Here is a 22,447-nt window from a genome sequence, read left to right on the forward strand (position 1 = left end):
AAAGCGACAAAACGGTCGGCGCAAGAGCATCTTTAGCCTGGGGCGGCAAACGTCCCGGGCTTTTTGAATTATCGCCCCCGGGATAAGGCAAGCTCAAGCTGCGCAAGAGAATTCGCAAGTTGGGGGTTCGGAGATTCTAAGGGACCTGAGGAGCGTTATTTGTCCAAAATAGAGGAGAAAAAAATTGTAACGGACTGGGCCGCCCTTATTTTGCTCATACCAGCCCAATCGACTGCATTTATAGCACGATAGCGTCTGCTCTATCCGTTACGTTGGGAAATACCCGGGAAATGAGCGAATAACGTCATTACCGTCCGTTGAATTTTCGGACACGGCCGGCTTCGAACAAGGGCTTTGCCTGGCATATTCGTTGGCCGGAGTACACCAGTTGGACAAGCTGGCGGGCGTTTTTTCAGAACGTCAGGACAAGGGAAGGAGTGGGATTGGTGCAAATCCGAATTGGGAAAAGACTCGCGGGAGTCCTTTGGAGAAGATTGTTGCCGGCGGGAGTTGCGGCGCTTATTTTACTGCTGTCCAGCGGCGGCTCCGCGGTGGCCGGGGCGGAACAGGGGCGTATGCAGGATCGTGCGGAGGGGAAGCCGGTGGTACAAGTGCAGAAGCCGATGCAAGCACAGGAGCAGACGCAAACGCAGGAGCAGAAGCCGATGCAAGCACAGGAGCAGACGCAAACGCAGGAGCAGAAGCCGATGCAAGCACAGGAGCAGACGCAAACGCAGGAGCAGAAGCCGGTGCAAGCACAGCAGCAGACGCAAGCGCAGGAGCAGAAGCTGGTGCAAGTACAGCAGCCGGCACATCCACAAGTACAGGAGCCGACGCATGTACAAGTAAATGGTCAGACACAGGTGAAAGCGCAGGCTGATGATTACCTGATCGTCGCGCTCGGAGACTCCATTACCGCCGGGTACGAGCCGGGGATGGATGCAAGCGGTATTCCGTACGGTTTCGTGGAACGGCTCAAGGAGCAAGGGCTGTTCCATGGCCGGACACGGGCGGTCAATTACGGCATTCTCGGTTTGACCAGCGAAGGCCTCAAAAACTACGTGGCGGCGGTCCGGGCGGGCGCGCCGGTCACGGCCGACGCGATTCAGCCGAAGCTGGCGGACCCGCGGATGGCGGCGTTGGCAGCGGGGACGGCCGAGGCCAAACGCCAGTTGCAGCAGGCGGATCTGATCACGATTACGATCGGCGGTAACGATCTGCTTAGGCTGCTGCCGGACGTTCAGCATATTTCGCTGGACGAGCTGCGCTCCGGGGCGGACGAGATACTGAACGCCTATGCAGAAAATGTCCGCGTGGTGATCGGCATGCTGACGGAGCTTAATCCACCGGCGCAAATCGTACTCGCCGATCAATATCATCCCGTTCCGGAATTGGCCGGCTCCGCCGTTTACGGCGAGCTTACGGCCATGGCGGGGAAGTTCACCGCGATCGTTGACGGGATCGCCGCCGGGTTTGCCGCCGATGCGAAGTCGGTTCAAGCCGCGCACGTGGCCGCGGCGTTCCAAGGCCGCGAGCTGTCGTTGACCCATATTTTTGCGGAGTCCGACATCCACCCGAATCAGGCGGGATATGAGGAGATCGCTAAAGTGTTCGCGCAGGCCGTTTGGGGAATCTACCGGGAAACGGCGGCGAGAAGCGGCGCGGCGCCAATTTCTATCGTCGTTAAAGGGCAGGAGCTGAAAACGCCGTATCCGCCGGTGCTTAAAAATGGTCAGACTTTTGTGGCGATCAAGGACATTACCGAGGCGATTGGTGCGGAGAGCAAATGGGATTCCCGGACGCAAACCGCCAGCGTCGTCTACGGAAGCAGAACGGCTGTCATCCCCATCGGCTCAGGGCAAATTACGGTAAACGGAACTTCGGCGTCGACGGCGTCGCCTGCTTTTTTGCAAACCATCGGCGGGGAGCACAAGACCTATGTGCCACTCACCTTACTGGCGCAAGGCTTAGGGTTGGACGTACAGTATAGCGCGAAAATGAAAACGGTGTTTGTGAACGAATAAATAAAGGGTGTTAGCAGCTGGAAAGACGGAACGCCGGGGCAAAGGAGCTTCGGCGTTTTTCGCATTTGAATGAACTGCAAAAGTGCATTTGATTTTCCGCAAATTTCTGCTTTAGAGCGATTGAAATGCAAAAGTGCATCTCATTTGGGGCTATTGGATAAAAAAGTAGCTTATGACTGGAAATGAACTGCACATTTGCATTTGAACCACCCGTTTCGAGGAATTTCGACGAATATCGCATGCACTTTTGCATTTGGTGAAATTTCGCCTCCCAAGTACTTGAAGTCACACCACCGCCAGCCGCGCCACCACCAGTCACACCACCGCCAGCCGCGCCACCACCAGTCACACCACCGCCAGTCGCACCACCGCCAGCCGCACCACCGCCAGTCACACCACCGCCAGCCGCGCCACCACAAGTCACGCTACCGCCAGTCTCACCATCACAAGCCGCGCCACCACCAGTCACACCATCACAAGTCACTCCACCACCTGTCGCACCAAAGTAAACCACATCGCCGCCAGTCACATCCCCTAAAGCACTAAAGTATATCACACCGCAGTGACCACATTGCCTTATGCTGCTCCAAACCAAAGCCAGGCCGCCCCACCGCATCTCGGCATTCCGGACTTAAATCACCACTACCGGCCCAACTCCGTATAATCGCACATAAGCTCATTAGACATGGGCATTTGGCCGCGGCGGTTGTTTCGCTAAGCTGGAGGAGAATGGCCGAAGCAGCCATGCGGCACGGGTTGCCGGCGGCAAAGCGGCCGAAAACAAGCGATGATACAGAAGGAGAGGGCGGATCATGCCGAAAATCGCGGACAGATATTTGCAGGTCGATCCTTGGAAGGTTGTGGAGGAAGGATTTGACCCGGGGCGGAACCGGGTGTCCGAGTCTATTTTTTCGCTGGGCAATGAATATATGGGGGTGAGGGGTTACCCGGAGGAAGGATACGGCGGGGACTCGCTGCTGGGTAGCTATTTCAACGGACTGTTCGAGGAAAGCCCGGTGACGGCCCATTACAAAGGCATCATCAAATCGCTGCGCTTTATGGTGAACGCGGTGGATTGGCTGTATACGCGGATTACGCTGGACGGGGAAACGCTGGATTTGGCGGTCAGCCGGTTTAGCGGTTTTCGCAGGGAGCTGGATTTTAGGACTGGTATCTATACCCGGGAACTGGTGTGGCACCTATCCGGCGGAAAAGACATGAAGCTCACCTTCGAGCGTCTGGTCAGCATGAAGGTGCCTAATCTCGGCTGCCAGCGGATTACGTTTGAGCCGCTTAATTTTTCGGGTACGGTGAACGTGCGGACGGGGCTGGATTTTTCCATCATCCACGAGGATCAGCAACGCCGCTACTGGCAGGCGCTCAAGCAAGGGGAAGCGAGCGGCGGGATCGCGGGCATCCTGGGGCAAACGGAGAACACGGGCAACCGGCTGTTTTCCGCTTTCCGCATCGAGGCGCAGGAGGCGCTGGAGAACAAGCTCGTGGAGGGCGACCGGTTTATCGGCCGGGACCTGGTGCTGAAGCTGGAGCAAGGGGGGCGGACGGTGCTGGACAAACAGGTCGTCAATTACGCGGAAAAAGACCGCTCACTGCAAGACGAAACGGTTTGGCAACGGGGAATGGAGTTGGCGGCGCGGCACACGCCGGCGGGCTACGAAGAGGCGGCCGCAGGGCAGCGGGCCTACTGGTCGCAGGTTTGGGCGGATTCGGATATCGCCATCGAAGGGGACCCGGAGAACCAGCAGGGCATCCGCTTCTGTATTTTTCAGCTGTACCAGACCTATCACGGGGACAATCCCGGCTTCAACATCGGCGCGAAGGGGCTGACCGGCGAGGCGTACCGGGGGCTGGCTTTTTGGGATACGGAGTCGTATTGTTTGCCGTTCTACATTTTCAACAACCCGAAGGCGGCCAAAAGCTTGCTCGAATTCCGCTACAAATCGCTCCCCGAGGCGCTGAAGCGGGCGCGGGAGCTGGACTGTGAAGGGGCGTTTTATCCAATCGCCACGATCGACGGCACGGAAAGCTGCGACCTGTGGCAGCATTCCAACCTGCAGCTGCATGTCGGCACGGCGGTGGCCTACGGGCTGCGGCATTATGTGAGCATCACTGGGGATAAGGCGTTTTTGTTTGAAAAAGGGGCGGAAATGCTGATTCAGATCAGCCGTTTCTACGCAACCCGGGGGCAGTGGGGACAGCAGTCGGGATTATACGGATATTTCGGCGTGATGGGGCCGGACGAGTTCCAATTGATGGTCAATAACAACTCCTATATCAATTTTATGGCCAAAAAGCTGTTCGAATACACGCTGGAGGTGCTCGCCGACATGCAAAGCGAAGCTCCTGCGGCTTATGACGTCCTGGCGGGACGGCTTGCTCTGACGGAGGCGGAGCAGGCCGACTGGCGGAACAAATCGGAGCATATGAAAATCCCGCGGGATGCGCGAACGGGCGTGTACGAGGAGCATGACGGCTTTTTCGATCTGCCGCATCTCGATATCCATGCGATTCCAGTCAGCGAATTTCCGCTGTATTCGCATTGGTCGTACGATCGCCTGTACCGGTACGATATGATCAAGCAGCCGGACGTGCTGATGTTCATGTTCCTGTACAGCGGCGAGTTCACGCCGGAGGAGAAGCGGGCGAACTACGATTACTACGAGCCGCGCTGCATCCACGAGTCATCGCTGTCGCCGTCGATCCACTCGATTTTGGCCGCGGAAATCGGGCGGGAAGCGGAGGCGTACAAGTTTTTCGAATTCGCCACCCGGCTCGATTTGGACAACTACAACCGCAATACGCGGGAAGGCCTGCATACGACGTCGATCGCCGCGGCCTGGATGAATATCGTGTACGGGTTCGGCGGGATGCGCTCGGACGGAGACACGCTTGTGTTTCAGCCCAGCTTGCCGCAGCGCTGGAACAGCTACCGCTTTCCGGTCTCCTATCGCGGCACGAAGCTGCTCGTGGAGGTTGACCGGGAGCAGGTGTCGATCCGGGCGGTGTCCGGCGGAGAAGCGGAAATCACGGTGTACGGGGAGACCTGCCGCGTGGGCGAAGCGGGCATCCGGGTGCCGCTGCGAAAGGCGGTAGCTCAATGAGCTGGATCGTGCGGGAAAGCGGGTTTGACCCGGGAAGGATCACGGTAAACGGCAACAAGTTTATGATCGGCAACGGAGTTTTGGGGTACCGGGGAACGCTGGAGGAGTTTGGAAAAAGCGAGCTGACGGCCACGATCGTCGCCGGACTGTACGACAAGGTCGGGGACAAGTGGCGCGAGCCGGTGAACGCGCCGAACGGGTTGGCGACGGCGGTGTATTTTGACGGGGCGCCGCTCAGCGTGCTGGAAGCGGGGTCCGGGGCTGCCGCCGGTCGCGGCGGCGGGCAGATGCACCTCAGGGGCGACGGGCAGGCGCACCTAGCGGACGGCGGACACGGCGGAGGCGGGGAGCAAAAAGCGCCGCAGGCTGGCGGCGGACGGGAACGCGGCGGGGAAAGCCGCGAGCATTCGCTTGCGGCGAGCTCCGGGGCTGCCGCCGGCGCTGAGCTGCTCGAGCACGAGCAGGCGCTGGACCTCCGCCACGCGGTCCATCGCCGCCGTTCGGTATTCCGCACGGCGGACGGAGCGCAAGTGACGGTTACGTCCGAACGGTTTTGCAGCGCGGCGCGGCCGCATCTGATCGTGGGCCGGTTTACGGTGGAGAGCAGCCGGGAAGGTGAACTGGAGATCTTGACGGGCATTGACGGGGATGTCTGGGACATCAACGGCCCGCATTTGGAGCGGTTGGCCAGCGGCGTGGACGAGGCCGGCGAGGTGCTGACGCTCACTGGCTGGACGCATGAATTGAACGTCCCGGTATCCGTGGCGGAGGCGGTGGAATGCGGGTTTGGGGAGCAGGAGCTGCTGCGCGGGGAAACCTCGATCCGCCGGAAAATCCGGTTGATTTGCAAGGCCGGAGCGGCCTATACCTTGGTAAAATACGTCTCCGTATTTACCGGGTTGGATGAGGCCTTGGACATCGATTTGGCGGCGGCCCGGTCGAGCCGGGAAGCGCGGGAGCTTGGCTATGAGCGGCTGCTGGGCGAACATGCCAAGCGATGGGAGCGCAAATGGGACGAAACGGACATCGTCATCGAAGGCGATGAAGAAGCCCAGCTTGCGCTGCGGTACAGCATGTATCAACTGCACATCATTGCGCCGGACCGTTCGGAGAAAGTGTCAATCCCGGCCCGCGGGTTATCCGGGCAGGTCTATAAAGGAGCGGTGTTCTGGGACACGGAAATGTTTATGCTGCCGTTTTTCCTGTACACCCAGCCGGAGGTGGCCCGGAATCTGATGATGTACCGCGTGCATACGCTGGACGGAGCCCGGCGCAAAGCGGCGGAATACGGCTATGAAGGTGCGTTTTACGCTTGGGAAAGCCAGGAGACGGGGGATGACGCCTGCACGCTGTTCAATGTGAACGACGTGTTTACCGGCCGCCCGATGCGCACCTATTTCCGCGACAAGCAGGTGCATATCAGCGCGGACGTGGCGTACGGCATCTGGCAGTACTACATGTTTACCGGCGATGAAAGCATTTTGCTGGACGGCGGGGCCGAGGCCGTTTGGGAGTGCGCGCGTTTTTTTTACTCGTACGGTTATTTCAACCCGGGCAAGCAGCGGTATGAGATTCTCGATGTCACCGGGCCTGATGAATACCATGAGCGGGTGAACAATAACGCCTTCACCAATATGATGGTAAAAGAGTGCCTCGGCATTGCCCTGGAAGCGCTAGAGGTGCTGCGGAGCCGCGACCCTCGGCGGTATGAGAAGTTGCTTGCGGGCAGCGCCATCCGTCCGGAGCACATCCGCGACATGCGCGACCGCCTGTATGTACCGGAGCCGGATGCGGCGAGCGGGCTGATCGAGCAGTTTGACCGGTATTACGCGTTGGAGAACGTCCCGCTGGCGGAGTTGAAGGCGAGGATGCTGAATCCCCACGAGTACCTGGGCGGGGGGAACGGCCTGGCGACGACGACGCAAATTTTGAAGCAGGCCGACGTCGTGCTGCTGTTGCATCTGTTCAGAGAGCGTTTTGATCAGAACGTCAAACAAGCCAACTGGGAGTACTACGAGCCGCGGACCGAGCACGGTTCAAGCTTAAGCTCCTGCATCTACGCGCTGGTGGCGGCGGATATCGGCTCGCCGGACTGGGCGTACCCATACTTTATGCGGACGGCCACGATCGACTTGACCGGGGATTCCAAACAATACGTCGGCGACCTTTACATCGGCGGCACGCATCCGGCGGCTAACGGCGGGGCCTGGATGGCCGCGGTGCTGGGCTTTGCGGGGCTGCGTTACGATGACGGCAAGGTGACGCTGGCGCCGGCCCTGCCTTCCTCCTGGCAGGCCGTGGAGTTCCCGATCCGCCTCCGCCAAGGATCGTATCAGATCCGCGTCGAGCGGGAAGCGATCGTGATTTCGGCGGAAGCGGGAAATCCGCAGCCTCTGCTGTTTGTTATCGGCGGGCAGGAGTTTGGCGTCGCTCCGGGACAGGAGATTCGCGTTACGTATGGGGCTGGCGGGAATCCCGGGCGCTTCTGAGCAAAGTTGAACTAGAACACATCATTGACCAAAGGAGAATACACAACATGCTGGAAACGATGAAAGGCGCGATTTTCGACCTCGACGGCGTGATCGTCGATACGGCCAAGTACCATTATCTGGCCTGGCGGTCGCTGGCGCGCCGGCTTGGTTTCGAGTTCACCGAAGCGGATAATGAGCGGCTGAAAGGCGTCAGCCGGATGGAGTCGCTGCGCATTCTGCTTGAGATTGGCGGCGTAGAGGCCACGGAAGAAGAACGCGAGGAAATGGCGGCGAGCAAAAACCGGGAGTATGTCGACTACATTTCCAGGCTGGAGCCGTCGGAAATATTGCCGGGAGCGGACGCGTATTTGCGGCAGCTGCGCAGCCAAGGCGTGAAAATCGCTTTGGGTTCGGCCAGTAAAAACGCTGGGCTTATTTTGTCCCGGCTCGGTATCGCGGATTTGTTCGATGCGGTGATCGACGGTACCAAAGTGTCCAAGGCGAAGCCGGACCCGGAGGTGTTCCTGGCAGCCAGCGCAGCCTTGGGATTCCCGCCGTCCGAATGCGTCGTGTTCGAGGACGCGGCGGCGGGCGTGCAGGCGGGCAAAGCCGCCGGCTGCGGCGTTGTCGGCATCGGCAGCCCGGCGATCCTCGCCGCCGCCGATCTAGTCGTCAGCGGATTGCATGAACTGATGGTTTAACAGACAACCGCCCAGATACATCGCCTTATGGCCAAGCAAGGCGTCTTCTATTTTAGTCCGAAAACTAAATAGGAGACGCCCCGGCAATTAATTATGCTAGTGGGACATGTTGAACTCGGGTAATCCAATGGAGGTAAACCATTGGCGAACCTGCTCGGGATCGTCGGAGAAAGTGAGTCCGAGCTGCAGCAGAATGCGCGCTTTTTGCGGCAAGAGGTCGGCTCCGCCGATAATTCCGGGCGTTTTCGCGTCATAGACGGCTCCCGAGCCGGTCCGGGTAGTGGTAACAAAAACAACGCCTTTCTCAACGCCTTCCGCACGAGCCGCCTGCTGCTCCGTCGAAATTCCTCCTGCCCCGTGCCCGGCGGTGACGGTTCCGTCCACACCTGCGTCTACCAATGCTTTTATCGGTAAACCGCTGGCTTCGGTATAGCTGTATACGATTTCTACCTTGGCTAAATCCTCTGGCTTGATGGTGGATAGATCAAACGGTGTTTTCCAGCCGCTCTGTCCGCATTCCATCACTCTTGCTGGTGCTCTAACGGAGCGAATGCGGCCCTCATCAACGGTACCCAGTGCTCCGTAACGTCCTCCATCGAATGTATCCATACGGACGGCGTCCGTTTTCGTGACTTCACGGGCGGCGAAAAACTCATCGTTCATCATTAGAACCGTACCGTAACAAGTCGTCTCTTGGCTGGCCGCCAAACGGATTGCGTTGAACAGGTTCGCCTCCCCGTCAAACGAGAAGGTGTTGGATTGCCTCATGGAGCCGGTAAACACAACGGGCTTGGGACTGCGTACGGTCAGATCCGCGAAGTAAGCCAGCTCCTCCATAATGTTGGTGCCCGCGGTCACGACAACCGCATCGGTCTTTTGGTCGGCCAGTACCTCGTCAATAGCCAAGCTTAGATTGTAAAGGTGTTCCGTTGTCGTTTGGGCGGACCCGATGTTTTCAAGCTCTTTGATGCTGACGTTCGCAACCTTGGAAATTTCGGGCTTAAGACGGTCGAGAATATTTTGGATTGAAACTTTTTCGGAGCCGTAAGATTGAAACATTTCCCGCCCGACCGCCGTGCTGGTAATCGTGCCTCCCATTGCGACAATCGTTACGTTCGGCACGGAACTCTCGGCGGAGCCGGATGCCGACTCTGAAAATGTGCTTGGAACGCTCGTAAAGAACAACACCCCGACAAGCAAACACAACGTAAACCACCTTTTAATTTTCATAGCTGCCTCCCTATCGTTATGTTATATAAATTAACACAATAGTATAGTATAAAATGAAATAGAGCAATATTTATGTCATATATTATTTCGCAAGAATCTATATTTAATATATTTTTCTAAAAAAAAGAAATTTATATAGTTACTTTGTTATTATATATAACATTTTAGGTAATGTTCTGGTGTTGCCCTGAATTGGCCGCCTTCAATCGCCCTTTATCAATACACAGCTTGGACTTAACCGGAATAACAAGTTACGAATCACCGAAGCAGCTCTTACCGCCATAGCAAATTACCATCCGCCCAAATCGCTCCTACCGCTTAACAAGTTGTCGTCTGCTGGAGAAATTCGCTTATTGATGAATCCGGCTTTAGGGTGTCGGATTTCACATCATCTCTGATTGGAAATATCCAATAGATCGGTCTGAGTAACGGCAATTCCGCTTGTTCATTGGAAATATCCAATAGATTTGCTTCGATCAGGCTGTATATCTGGTTTTCGACTGAATCTATTGGAAAAATCCAATCAATCCGGCGACATTGGAAGAGACTTTCCGATTCTCTTGGATAATTTCAACGAGAGTCCAAATTTGTAGCTGGCAAAACGCGGAAAATGCTCTAAACTATGAGCAGTGGCAGTAGACAAGCCATAGTTGCCGCTGAATCAGCGCGAGCTCTGAAAAAAGGTCGACATTGGCCCCGTATCTCTCTTTGAGAAATCCCCTGTTTGAATCTACCGCATGTTCGGAAGAGAATGAACGCGTTGGAGACCCGCGCGCATCCGCGAATCTTGGGAAATGCCACGATATCCGTAGAAATGCGCATACCTTGCGGGTTTTCAAGCTTGCTATAGTTAAATGGGTCGTTCAAAAAGCCGGCTTTTTGGAACTCGTACTTAAAGTGACCGGAGGTGCATGACAGATGAATTCGGGATTCAAGAATCCGTTGACGCAGATCGGTTTGAAGCAGCAGTTAATCCTGGTCTTTCTGGTACTGGTCGTCCCTCTGTTTATTTTGAATTCGTACGGAAATTATCGGGCGGATCAAATTTTGAAACGGAATGTCACCAACGCCTACATCGAGCTGAACAATCAGAATTTCCGGCTGATCAGCCGGGATATCGAATCGATCAACAAGGTGGCGTCGACGGTGTTTCAGCATCCGCTGGTTCAGCAGTTAAATCCGGCCGAGAACATTGCGGTGCCGGAGCGGGTGAAAAACTACGAGAAGCTGGAAAATCTGCTGAACAGTTATTCCGATGAGACCGGCCAGCATGAGCCGCTTTATTATTCGCTGTTCGTGTACGACCCGTCGAACTCGTATTCTTTTGCGCCATATTATCCGGAGTCCAAGAAAGCCGGGGTTTATTTTTTTCTTGAACGGGAGAAGCCGGAATGGTTTGATGAAGCCGTCGCCAAGAAAGGGAACGGCTATTTGCGCTTAATTGAGCATTTATCGCCCCCGGCCCAAGGGCAAAAAAATCAGCGGACCCTTGCCTACGTCCGGGCGATCAACAACATCGACAAGGGCGGAACGATCGGCGTGCTGGTCGTCTCGAACGTGGAGGGACGGATCGGGGAATCGCTGCAAACCGTATCGATTCCGGAAGGCGAGCTCTACTTCACCGATTGGAGCGATCGGATTTTGACGGCGGCGCTGCCGGGGTCAGCCGGAGGACTCGCCTTGCCGCCTTTGCCGCCCGAGGCGGGCCGGGTGCTTGATCTGCCGCCGGAAGCGGCGGTGGAGAACGCGATGATCGGGGCCAAGGATGTCATCACTCGTGATTTTATTTATGTCATCCATTATAACGCCGTGCTTCAGCAGAAGCTGGTCTACAAAGTTCCGCTGAAAGCCCTGCTTCAGCAGCAAAACGAAATCAAGCGGATTATTTTGCTGATCTCGATGGCCTATTTTGCGGTGGGGCTGATCATGATTCTGTACTTTTGGCGAGGGCTGATGACCCCGCTGCAGAAGCTGGTTTATTTTGTGCGCCGATATGAACCGGGCAAATCGGTGCCGGAAACGCCGAAATGGCGGAGGAACGACGAAATCAGCGTGCTCGTCTCCAGCATTTACGGGATGGCGCGCCGTTTGAACGGGCTGGTGCATTACAAATATCAGATGGATATCAAGCAAAAAGAGGCGCAACTGCAAATTTTATACCAGCAGATCAACCCGCATTTGCTGTACAACACGCTGGAAAGCATTTATTGGAAAAGTACGATGGAGGGAGGCACGTCGTCCGCGGAAATGATCAAGGAGCTGTCCAAGCTGATGAAAATCAGCTTAAGCCGCGGCCGGGAGCTGATTACGCTGGAGGAGGAGCTGCAGCACGCTTCCGCCTACATCAAGCTGCAGGAGCACCGGTACGAGTACGGCTTTCGGGTGACCTGGGACATTCCCGCGTCGCTAAATGGGTGCGCGATTCCGAAAATCACGCTCCAGCCGCTGATTGAGAACGCTATCATTCACGGCGTGAAAAATATGGGAGAAGACGGCGAGATCATCGTCCGGGCCAGCCAAAACGGTAACCGGGTGCACATTACCATCGCGGACAACGGCTACAAAGCGGTGGATTTCGCGGCCATCGACCGGTTGCTGAACGGGGAGAATCCCAGCCCGTCCGTCGGCTACGGCATCCGCAACATCCATCAGCGGATCCGGCTGCATTTCGGGGCCGATTACGGCCTGAGCTATGCGGCCCGTCCGGATGGCGGGACCGTTGTGACGATCACGCTGCCCATCGCGGAAATTTCCGGTGAATAACGAAAAGGGGGAATTCAGGCATGTACAACATCTTGGTCGTAGACGATGAACCGCTCATTTGCAAAGGATTGGCCGGGCTATTGACGTCTTCGGGTCTGGCGATCGGCCAAATCATCACCGCCCAGGGCGGTCATGAGGCGTTGGATTACGTCCGGATGGAGGATATCGACCTGATCGTGACGGACATCCGGATGGGCGAGATGGACGGGATCGAGCTGATGCATCAGGCGAAAATTCTCAAGCCGTGGGTGCAGACGATCATCATTTCGGCCCACGAGACGTTTCAGTACGCCCAGATGGCCATCCGGCTCGGGGCCAAGGATTATCTGGTCAAGCCGCTGAACAGCGAGCAGTTTCTCGATTCCGTGCGCAATGCGCTGCTGAAAATGGATAAGCCGGCGCCGCAGATGGAGGAATGGCTGTCACGCGAGCGGGAGCATTTCCGGATGGAGGAGCTGGGACCCGGGAAAACCGAAAAGCTGAACCGCCTATTGACGGAAGCGAACGAACCTGCCGCCGCAAACCCGGACGAGGAAACGGAAGACCTGCGGAAGTTGGGGCTTAGCGGGCCTTATTTTTCCGTGATCAAAATGAAGCTGGCGCTTCCCGGAGAAAAGAACCAGAATGAGCGGGACGTCCGGCTGTTTCAATATGCCGCGCTGAACATCGTCAAGGAGCTGCTGCACGGGGAATGGAATGCCCTGACGTTTTATACGCGGGACCTGGAGATTGCGGTCATCGTACAGTGGAGTGAAGTGGAATATGCCGAGCCCAGCGTCAACAAAATCAACCAGCTCGAAATGATCGGCCGCAGCCTGCATCATCACGTCCATAAATATCTCGGCGTTTTGTGCACCGTCGGGATCAGCCAAATTATGCAAGGCGCCGGTTTTCTTGGCCTGTTAAGCCGTCAGGCGGACAAGGCGATGCTGTGGAGCGGAGAGCACGGCGACTACCATGTGTTTTATTATGGCGATTTCAACTGGCACAATTATGCCCGGGACCCTTCCCGGGAGGAGCTCAACACGCAAAACAACCGGATCGTCGAAAGCGCCAAGGAGTATATCGAGCAAAACTACAGCCAAAAAGGGCTGACGATTCACGAGGTGGCCAAGAAAAACCACGTCAGTCCCAACTATTTAAGCTACCTGTTTAAGAAAAACACCGGGTACAACCTGTGGGAGTACGTCATCAAGCTGCGGATGGAAGAAAGCAAAGCGCTGATTCTGAACACCGATTTGCGCCGGTACGAGATCGCCGAGCGGGTGGGATACGAGTCCCCGGAGCATTTTAGTAAAATTTTCAAAAAATATTTTGGCGTCAGCCCCAGTGAACTGAAGAAGTAAGATCGGTTATAGTTCACATAGTTTTAGACATGTTCGCGGATGGCCCTCTTTTCTACAATAAGGATTAGACATTGCGAAGAAAAGAGGGAGACCGATGGGGGAAACGGCTTATTCGCCGGAAAGCGGAGAGCGGCGGAACGTGAAGCCTGCGCCGGCACCGGGGGTGCAAACCGCTCCGCGGCGGGGTTCGAATTGGAAAAAATACATGATGGGGTATTTGTTCCTCGTACCGGCGATCGCCATTTTTATTGTGTTTTTATGGGTTCCGATCGTTAAAGGGATGATTTATAGCTTTTACCATATCGATTTTGTCAACGGGAATACGTTCGTAGGTTTGGACAACTATATCAAGGTGCTGAACAATCCCGATGTGCTTCTTTCGATCCGGAATACGCTCTACTACATGCTGCTCTGTTTGGTGATCGGGTTCTGGGTGCCGATTGCGGCTTCCATCGCCATTTCGGAGCTGAAATTTTTCCAGGGATTCGCGCGGATTGCGGCCTATCTGCCTTATGTCGTGCCCGGCGTCGTGTTGTACGGGCTGTGGCGCTGGATGTACGACCCGGTGGGGCCGATCAACGCGCTGCTCGGTGTTTTCGGTGCCGATCCGATCGCGTTTGTCTCCGACCCGAAGTGGTCGATGGTTTCGCTGGTGTTCATGGAAACATGGCAGCAATTCGGCTCGGCCATGCTGATCTATTTGGCCGGGGTGCTGAGCATCCCGCGGGACTGGTACGAAGCGGCGGAAATCGACGGCGCCGGCGTCTGGAGCCGGATCAGATACATTACGCTGCCTTCGCTGCGGAATTTGATCGTGCTGATGCTGATCCTGCAGCTGATCGGAACCTCCCAGGCCTACCAGTCGCAACTGGCCATGCTGGACGGCGGGCCCAACAAAGCGACGCTCACCTATGCTCTCTTGACGGTGAAATACGCGTTCACCCAATTGGATTACGGGGCGGGGACGGCGCTCGGCGTGTTGATGTTCCTGGTGTTGGCCGTGCTGGGGATCGCGCAATTCAAGCTGAACAGGGAGGAGTACTAGCATGAAAGAAAGAGGGATTTTGTCGCCGTCCGATCTGCGGAAGCCGTTGAACAAAGCCGTCTATGGATTGATGGTGTTATGCATCGCCGTGATGGTCGTTACGATGCTGTATCCGATCGCCATGACGCTGTTTAACGGGCTCAAAAGCAACCCGGAGGTCAATTCGTTTCCGCCGCGGTTTTTCCCGCAGGAGTGGCATTGGGAAAATTACGCCAGAGGCTGGACGTTTATCGATTTGCCGACTTACCTAAAGAACACGCTGCTGATTTTCGCCGGGAATCTGCTTATGACCGTTTTGGTGCTGGGGTTGGCTGCGTTCAGTATTTCGCGGATCGGCGTGCCTTTTGGCCGGGGAATTTATTTTTTCATTCTGATGACGTTGTTCATCCCGGCTTCGAGCTACATGATTCCGAACTTCGTCAACCTGAAGGAGCTTGGATTGCTGAACTCTTACTGGGCTTTCTGGCTTCCGGCGGGAGCGAGCGCCTACTATTTTCTGCTGATCAAAAACTTCTTCGACGGTATCCACCCGGAAATTTTCGAGGCGGCCCGCATCGACGGGGCTTCGGAATGGACCGGCTTCATCCGGATCGCCGTGCCGCTGTCGGTGCCGATTTTCGCCACGCTGGCGATCTTTATTTTCTCCACCGCCTGGAACGACTGGTTTTGGCCGTCGCTCGTCATGCAGACCGAAGATAAATACACGCTGGCGACAGCCATATACAAGTATGTAGTAGGCGCGCGCAGCCTGGACACCAACGTCAAATTTACGATCCTGTTCATGGCGATGATTCCGCCGATCTTCATCTTCCTGTTCTTCCAAAAATTCATCATGCGCAGCGTCAGCTTGTCCGCGGTGAAAGGATAGCGTTTTCAATGATCGTAGGCCTGCACACGAAAGGAATACGATTGCACATCGATTGCTCAAGAGTTCTCTTTTAAGATGAAGATGTCATTCAAATGCAAGTGAACAACCTCTACAAACAATTTTGCGAAAAGGGGAGTTTCAATGCGAAAGTTTTCAGCAGTTTTGATGTGTCTCGTGCTGTTTGGCTCGTTGCTGGCGGCCTGCGGCGGAGGCGGAGGCAATAAAAATGCGGAGGGCGCCGGAAATGGCGAAGCCGCCGGCCCAAGCGGCAATAGCGGCAGCGATGCCGGGACCGCGGGGGAAGCGGGCGATATTACGCAGCGCAAGGTCACGCTGAAAATCCACTATCCACTGCCGGACGAAACGACGCTGCGCAAGCAGGAGGACGATAAAATCGCCCGCTTTCAGGCGAAATATCCCAACGTGACGATCATCAAGGACGATTGGGCGTATAATGTAAACGAAATTGGCGCAAAAATGGCCTCTAACGAAGCGCCGACGTTTTACAATACCTGGGCGACCGAAGCGCAGCTGCTCGTGGAACGCGGCTGGGTAGCCGATATCACGGAGCTTTGGAACAACTGGGAGTACAAAGACGAGATCAATCCCGTGCTGCAGAACCAGTTTATCGTCGACGGCAAGGTGTACGGCATCACGCAAAATGGCTACGTGACCTCGACGGTCATCAACAAAAAGCTGCTCGATGAAAAAGGCGTGGCGATACCGGCGCTCGACTGGACGTGGGATGACATGTACAACACGGCCAAAGGCGTGGCCGATCCGAAAAAAGGCATCTCCGGCATCGCCCCGATGGGGAAAGGCAACGAAGCGGGCTGGAACTGGACGAATTTCTTGTTTGAAGCCGGCGGCGACATCCAAACGAGCGAAGGCGGGAAGCTGACGGCGGTGTTCAACTCCGAAGCCGGGGTCAAAGCGCTGGACTTCTACAAAAAACTGCGCTGGGAAGCAAACGCGATTCCGCAGGACTGGGCGCTTGGCTGGGGCGATGCGATCAGTTCGTTTAAGCAAGGACGGACGGGGATGGTGATCGCCGGGGCGTTTGACGTGATCCAGGCGGCGCTGAACGAAGGCGGCATGAAGCCGGAGGATGTGATCGCTTATCCGATGCCGGCGGCGGAGAAGGGCGGCAAGCATTACGGAATTTTGGGCGGCAACTACCTCGTCATCAACCCGAACGCGACGAAAGACGAGCAGGAAATGGCCTTCCGCTATATTACGTTTGATTATTTCACGGACGATGCGTTGAAATCGGTGGAGGATACGATCAAAGCCCGCAAGGACGAAGGCAAATACTACATCCCGACGCCGCTCGAATATTTCAGCGACGATTCGGAATACGCCGCAAAAGTCAAAGCTATCTACGACAAATACGACAACGTGTACAAATACGATCCGCAGCTGTTCAGCCTGCTGGAAGGCAAGCCGGAAGCGCAATTCGGCACGCAGGACTACTATGCAACCATGTCCAACGTTGTGCAGGAATCGTTCTCGAAGAAGGACACCGACTCCAAACAGCAGCTTGATATCGCGGCCAAATACGTGCAGGAGAATTTCTTCGACAAAGCTCCGCAGCAGTAAGCGGGCGGGATTGACCTTGTAATAAAAAGCCGTCCCATCGGTCTTAGCTTGAAGGGACTGGCCCTTGTCTGTGAAGACAGGGGCGGTCCTGAAAGACCGGGGACGGCTTTTTTAATTTAGATGGCCCGCCAAAAGACGGTGCGGATGATGATGTTACTTCCACACGTCGGCGGCGATTTCCACGACGTGGCGCAGCTTGGCCCACTGCTGTTCCTCGGCGACCAGGTTGCCTTCCTCGGTGGAAGCAAAGCCGCACTGCGGGCTGAGGCACAACTGTTCGAGGCCCGCGTAGCGGGAGGCTTCGTCAATGCGGCGCTTGATCGTGTCCGGATTTTCGAGCTCGCCGAATTTGGAGGTGATCAGGCCCAGCACAACCTGTAAATCCGGTCTATTGACATAACGCAGCGGTTCGAATCCGCCGGAGCGTTCGTCGTCGAATTCCAGGAACAATCCGTCCAGGTTCAGGCCGCCGAAAATCGTTTCCGCCGCCGCGTCGTAACCGCCGGAGGACGTCCAGGTGGAGCGGAAATTGCCGCGGCAGATGTGCATGGTGATCGCCATGTCCGCCGGGCGGCCTGCGATCGCTTCGTTGACCATTTTGGCCGACAGCTCCAGCATTGCTTCCGGATCTTTGCCTTCCGCGCGCAGCTTGTCCCGGGACTCCTCGGTGAAGAAGGCGGCCCAAGAGGTATCGTCCAGTTGCAGGTAACGGCAGCCCGCGTCGTAGAAAGCGCGGATCGCTTTTTTGTAGGCCTCGGCCAGATCATGGAAAAAGACTTCTTTATCCTCGTAAAGCGGCGTTTCGATTTTACCCCGGTAATAGAGCATGTTAGGGCTCGGAATGGTCATTTTCGCCGTATGCGAACCGGCCAGGCCGTGCAGGAATTTGTAGTCTTCCAGCATCGGGTGGTTGCTGAAATCGACTTTGCCCGTCACTTTGATGCTGTGCGCTTTCGTTTGCACCCCGTGGAACTGAATGCCGTTTTCCGGTTCATAACCTTCCACGCCGTCGAGATTTTCGAGAAAATCAAAATGCCACCACGCCCGGCGGAATTCGCCGTCGGTGACGGCCTGCAGGCCGATTTCCTTCTGCTTGTCCACGATGCGCCGGATCTCTTCGTTTTCGATTTCCCGCAGCTGCTCGGCCGAAATGCTGCCGGCTGCGCGCTGCTCGCGGGCTGTTTTGATCGCTGTGGTCCGAAGCAGGCTGCCGACCTGATCGGCCCGAAACGGAGGAATGCTGCGTTTAAGGGATTTTGCTGCGGATTGATTCAAAGTACTCCCATCCTTTATCTAAGATTTCGCTGTTTTTTTGCCCGAAGGCCGTGTACAGTGCCCTTTATTAGTTTCTTGTTGAACTATTGAGAGGGCGGGTGAATGCATCAACTTATATAGTTTGTATTCTATTATACGGAAAAGCGCTGATGAAGAACAGCAGCAAAGCAGAAGAAAGTAACTGGCAAGGTCGCTGGCGTTGCATTAACTTTTGCTCAAGGTTTCTTTATAAGCGTTGGCTTTCGAATCGATACTGTCCGCTCGCCGGAAATCTAACGGTTGCAGCAGTGGTTATTTGCCGAAAAAAGGCCTTTTCTAAATTCTAACGGTTGCGAACGCCGTTATTAGCCTGGATCCGAGCAAAAATTACCGGTTTCAATGAAATAAGCTCCATGGCAACCGTTAGAATACTGATGTGTCCAGAAAATGTATTTTGCCAGATTTAAATGCAACGCTAGTGTGGCAAGGTTCGGAAGAGAACGGAATGAGACGGAAGGGGACGGAATGAGAGCCGGGAAACGGGAAGGGCAGAAACACTGGAGGGCCGATAAACCGGAAGTCTGACATTCCGTGAGAAGGAAAAGCTGTGGGACGAAAAACGGATTAGCAAAAAAACGCAGGGCCGGCGTGAACTTCTTATGCAGCAGAGTTTAGGCGGATTCTGCAGTTGTACAGATTGCGGAAGGCCCAGCGTCAGGCAGCGGAGGCTGTGTCGGTCCGCTCCTGCGTACGGGATTGACGGCCGAGCACATAGCCGACCAGAGAGGCCATCATCTGCTGGAACACCATGCCAAGCACGACCGGAACGGCAACCGGGGCCGGGAAATAGGTGACGGCCAACACCGCGCCGGCGCTGATGTTGCGCATGCCGCCGTTGAAGACGAGCGCAACCTTGTCGGCTTCGTTCAAGCGCATCGCCCCCGAAAAGCCAAAGCCCAGCAGGTAGCCGATCGTGGCCAGCAAAACGATAATGGCCGCAAGACCCAACAGCCGCAAGCTGAAATTCATCAAATAAGGGGCGACGACCGCGCCGTTGATCGCCACGACGATAGCCATGGCCAGCTTGGAAAACGGGTTCAGCCACGGGCTCCAAGCCGCGATGACCGCCCCTTTGCTCCACTGGTTCAGCAGCATGCCGAGCAGCGAGGGGACGACGATCATCCAGAACAGGCTGCCCATCATCGCGGCGGCGTCGAGATGGACGTTCGTGCCGACCAGCAGCGACAGGATGCCGGGAACGACGAAAGGCGCCAGAATCGTGTCGATCAGGATAATCGACAAGGTAAGGGCGATGTTGCCCTTGTAGATGCCGACCCATACGAAGCTGCTGACTCCGGTCGGAATGGCGGCGGCGAGAATAAATCCGGTAATCGTGTAAAAATCCCCGGGGAACGCGAGATGCCCCAAGCCCATGGCGATCAAAGGCATCGCCAAATGGAGGATGAACAGGCAGAGGATCAAGGGGAGGGGCTTTTTGAGCACATTCAAAAAGTCCCTGAAGCTCAGGCTGATGCTCCCGGCAAAGGTCATAAAAGCGAACAGCCACGGGGACAAGTACGTATAAGCGGCCAAGCTGCCGCCGCACAACACCCCGATCAAGATACTGGTCGGGGTAATCAAAGGCATCATCCGGTTCAGTTGTCGGTTTACGGTTTGCAGCATTTCCAGCAACATCCTTTATACTTCTGCTTCTTCTAGTATAGACCCGCCCTGAGAGAATCGTAAATGGGACAGCGCCCGCCATTTGTGACCGCCCGGTGAAAACCAAACCGAAAAAAGGAAACAAAAGGGCGCTCAACCTAGAAATCGGTGTTTGACAGCCGGCTATTGGATCGGCCAACCGTCGTCGTCACGTCGTCAACGGAACCGTCAAAATAGCGGCACTTTAGGTACCTATTATCCGAAACCTAACTTGTTCATCCCCTTTAGCGGCATTTTATGTACTTATTTTCCTGTGAACGGTCCAGAACGCCGGCATTTCCTTGCGACCGGGGAAAATAGCGACATAAATCGCCTCTATTTCTCTCGAATGAACGGATAGCGCTGGAATAGGGACATTTTTTGCCTCTATATTTTCCCCGGAGTTTCTTGGATAACCTGATTTTTATGCCTGATTGCGCTGCCAAGCGCCTTTTTTGGTTTTGAGCCACAAAAAGGCGCGGTTTTTACGCCGAAAGCGCGATTCTTTTACTTGCCGGCGATTTCCTTAAACGCCGCTTCGGCGGCTTCGAGCGTAAAATCGATGTCGCTTTCCGTATGCGCGGTCGTCAGGAACCAGGCTTCGAATTTCGACGGCGCGAGATTGACGCCGCGGTTTAGCATCGCCCGGAAAAAAGCGGCGAACGCTTCGCTGTCGGTGTCCTGGGCCTCGTCATAATTGGTGACGGGGTGATCGCAGAAGTGCGTCGAAAACGATCCGCGGATGCGGTTGATCGTCAGCGGCACCCCGTGCCGGCGGGCCGAGCCGGCCAGGCCGTCCGTCAGCTTCGCGGCGAGGCGGTCCATCTCTGCGTAGACGCCGGCCCCCTGCAGCACCTCCAGGCAGGCGATGCCCGCGGAGATGGAGGCCGGGTTGCCGGCCATCGTCCCGGCCTGATAGGCCGGACCGAGCGGCGCCACCTGCTCCATGATCTCCTTGCTGCCGCCGTACGCGCCGATCGGCAGGCCGCCGCCGATGATTTTGCCGAGCGCGGTCAGGTCCGGCCGGATCGCCTCGTGGTTCTCAAGCCCGGCGTAAGTTTGCGCCGAGCCGTAATGGAAGCGGAAGGCCGTAATGACCTCGTCGTAAATGACGAGGGCGCCGTACTGCCGCGCTAGCCGGCAGAGGTCTTCCAGGAAGCCGGGCTTCGGCATCACCATGCCGAAATTGCCGACGATCGGCTCGACCATGACCGCGGCAACGTCGTCGCCCCACCGGTCCAGCGCATCCTTCAGCGCCGCCGCATCGTTAAACGGCACGGTGATCACCTCGTGCGCGATGCTCGTCGGAATGCCGGCGCTGTCGGGAATGCCGAGCGTGGACGGGCCGGAGCCTGCCGCGACCAGCACGAGATCGGAATGGCCGTGGTAGCAGCCGGCGAATTTGATGATTTTGTTGCGCTTCGTATAGGCGCGGGCGACGCGGATCGTCGTCATGACGGCTTCCGTGCCGGAGTTGACGAAGCGGACCTTGTCCATCGAAGGGATCGCTTCTTTCAGCATTTTGGCAAGCCGGATTTCCAGCTCGGTAGGCGTGCCGTAAAGCGTCCCGTTCGCCGCCGCCTCCTGAATGGCCCGCGTCACATGCGGATGGGCGTGTCCGGTAATGATCGGCCCGTAGGCGGCCAAATAATCGACGTAGCGGTTGCCGTCCACGTCCCAAAAATACGCGCCTTCGGCTTTTTTCATAAAAACGGGCGCCCCGCCGCCCACCGCTTTAAAAGACCGGGAGGGGCTGTTGACGCCGCCGACGATATGTTTGAGCGCTTCCTCATATAGATGTTCGGATTGCGATCGGTTCATAAAGCAAAACTTCCTTTCAAAGATAATTTTTGGCTCTGAGGTGGCTGTCTATAGCTTTTCGTGCCTTGGTATCCCTGCATGCTGCTTTGCACAATTATCCCTCTTGTTCAGGGGGTAGAGGGTGGGGGCTGTTCTCGGCACTTTCATTTTTTTCGGTGTTTTGCCCCATTCCTCCTGTCAGGTCTGCTTCACTTCTCCCTAAACCTCCTTCTCACAAACCTGTCTGACGATCTCGAACTAACGATCTCGAACTAACGATCTCAAACATGTCTACTTCTCCCAAACCTATTTTCTTCTCTAAATTTATCTTCCTCTGAGCTTCCGGATCAAACGGGATAATCGTGCAAAGCGTCCGGACAGCGGATGTTGATCTGCCGCCCAACCCACCGGCCTTCCCTGTAAAGCGCTGATTATTAGGTTGAGCCTAATTTTGTTCAAAAAAATTTGAAAAACCCCGGAGCCGCGTCCCTGAAACAACTCAGTTTCGCAGAATCCGGGGGTTCCG

The 22,447-nt window shown here is 55.9% G+C and carries 14 protein-coding genes; 9 read left to right on the forward strand and 5 right to left on the reverse strand.

Translation table 11 applies throughout. The features are described from left to right. Positions 1 to 446 precede the first annotated feature (446 nt). On the forward strand, positions 447 to 2,024 hold the full coding sequence (locus NYE74_RS27890; RefSeq protein ID WP_341005356.1) for a stalk domain-containing protein: 1,578 nt from the start codon (positions 447 to 449) through the stop codon (positions 2,022 to 2,024). A 10-nt stretch (positions 2,025 to 2,034) separates the two neighbouring features. Here NYE74_RS27890 and NYE74_RS27895 read toward each other — a convergent pair whose 3' ends face one another. Beyond that, complete coding sequence (locus tag NYE74_RS27895; protein ID WP_270619568.1) at positions 2,035 to 2,619, reverse strand: hypothetical protein; 585 nt, start codon at positions 2,617 to 2,619, stop codon at positions 2,035 to 2,037. Positions 2,620 to 2,836: 217 nt separating this feature from the next. On the opposite strand from NYE74_RS27895, the gene NYE74_RS27900 reads away from it, so the two are divergent. Genes NYE74_RS27900 through pgmB form a run of 3 tightly spaced genes read left to right on the forward strand, consistent with a single transcriptional unit; the run spans position 2,837 to position 8,315 of the window. Then, a complete protein-coding gene (locus NYE74_RS27900; protein WP_341005358.1) occupies positions 2,837 to 5,143 on the forward strand; it encodes a glycoside hydrolase family 65 protein in 2,307 nt (768 codons plus the stop codon). Then, positions 5,140 to 7,632, forward strand: a complete 2,493-nt coding sequence (locus NYE74_RS27905) for a glycoside hydrolase family 65 protein (RefSeq protein ID WP_341005359.1) — start codon at positions 5,140 to 5,142, stop codon at positions 7,630 to 7,632. Before NYE74_RS27900 ends, NYE74_RS27905 begins: the two co-directional genes overlap by 4 nt. A gap of 47 nt (positions 7,633 to 7,679) precedes the next feature. Then, positions 7,680 to 8,315: a beta-phosphoglucomutase gene (gene pgmB / locus NYE74_RS27910; protein ID WP_341005360.1), complete on the forward strand. Its 636-nt coding sequence runs from the start codon at positions 7,680 to 7,682 to the stop codon at positions 8,313 to 8,315. Between the two features lie 96 nt (positions 8,316 to 8,411). On the opposite strand, the gene NYE74_RS27915 is transcribed toward pgmB, so the two are convergent. Beyond that, positions 8,412 to 9,545: an asparaginase gene (locus tag NYE74_RS27915; protein ID WP_341005361.1), complete on the reverse strand. Its 1,134-nt coding sequence runs from the start codon at positions 9,543 to 9,545 to the stop codon at positions 8,412 to 8,414. A gap of 918 nt (positions 9,546 to 10,463) precedes the next feature. On the opposite strand from NYE74_RS27915, the gene NYE74_RS27920 reads away from it, so the two are divergent. The 5 genes from NYE74_RS27920 to NYE74_RS27940 all read left to right on the forward strand — a co-directional run bounded on the left by NYE74_RS27920 (position 10,464) and on the right by NYE74_RS27940 (position 17,166). Beyond that, on the forward strand, positions 10,464 to 12,308 hold the full coding sequence (locus tag NYE74_RS27920; protein ID WP_036626141.1) for a sensor histidine kinase: 1,845 nt from the start codon (positions 10,464 to 10,466) through the stop codon (positions 12,306 to 12,308). A 20-nt stretch (positions 12,309 to 12,328) separates the two neighbouring features. Continuing rightward, a complete protein-coding gene (locus NYE74_RS27925; RefSeq protein WP_036626138.1) occupies positions 12,329 to 13,654 on the forward strand; it encodes a response regulator transcription factor in 1,326 nt (441 codons plus the stop codon). A gap of 205 nt (positions 13,655 to 13,859) precedes the next feature. Continuing rightward, a complete protein-coding gene (locus NYE74_RS27930) occupies positions 13,860 to 14,699 on the forward strand; it encodes a carbohydrate ABC transporter permease (protein WP_227872941.1) in 840 nt (279 codons plus the stop codon). Position 14,700: 1 nt separating this feature from the next. After that, positions 14,701 to 15,567 carry a carbohydrate ABC transporter permease gene (locus tag NYE74_RS27935; protein ID WP_036626133.1) on the forward strand — a complete coding sequence of 289 codons (867 nt, stop codon included), beginning with the start codon at positions 14,701 to 14,703 and terminating at the stop codon, positions 15,565 to 15,567. 141 nt (positions 15,568 to 15,708) lie between these two features. Continuing rightward, positions 15,709 to 17,166 (forward strand): ABC transporter substrate-binding protein, encoded by a 1,458-nt coding sequence (locus NYE74_RS27940; protein WP_124333253.1) that lies wholly within the window; start codon positions 15,709 to 15,711, stop codon positions 17,164 to 17,166. Positions 17,167 to 17,319: 153 nt separating this feature from the next. Here the strand turns inward: NYE74_RS27940 and NYE74_RS27945 are convergent, their stop codons facing one another. The 3 genes from NYE74_RS27945 to NYE74_RS27955 all read right to left on the reverse strand — a co-directional run bounded on the left by NYE74_RS27945 (position 17,320) and on the right by NYE74_RS27955 (position 21,942). Further along, entirely contained in the window at positions 17,320 to 18,441 is a 1,122-nt protein-coding gene (locus NYE74_RS27945) for a 5-methyltetrahydropteroyltriglutamate--homocysteine S-methyltransferase (RefSeq protein WP_036626128.1), read from the reverse strand. A gap of 693 nt (positions 18,442 to 19,134) precedes the next feature. Continuing rightward, the gene (locus NYE74_RS27950; protein WP_036628812.1) at positions 19,135 to 20,103 is read right to left on the reverse strand and encodes a bile acid:sodium symporter family protein; all 969 of its coding nucleotides are present in this window, start codon (positions 20,101 to 20,103) and stop codon (positions 19,135 to 19,137) included. 525 nt (positions 20,104 to 20,628) lie between these two features. After that, positions 20,629 to 21,942, reverse strand: a complete 1,314-nt coding sequence (locus NYE74_RS27955) for a glutamate-1-semialdehyde 2,1-aminomutase (RefSeq protein ID WP_036626126.1) — start codon at positions 21,940 to 21,942, stop codon at positions 20,629 to 20,631. Positions 21,943 to 22,447: the final 505 nt, after the last annotated feature.

This window comes from Paenibacillus sp. FSL P4-0127, from assembly GCF_038007325.1.
In the GTDB taxonomy this organism is placed as follows: domain Bacteria; phylum Bacillota; class Bacilli; order Paenibacillales; family Paenibacillaceae; genus Fontibacillus; species Fontibacillus macerans.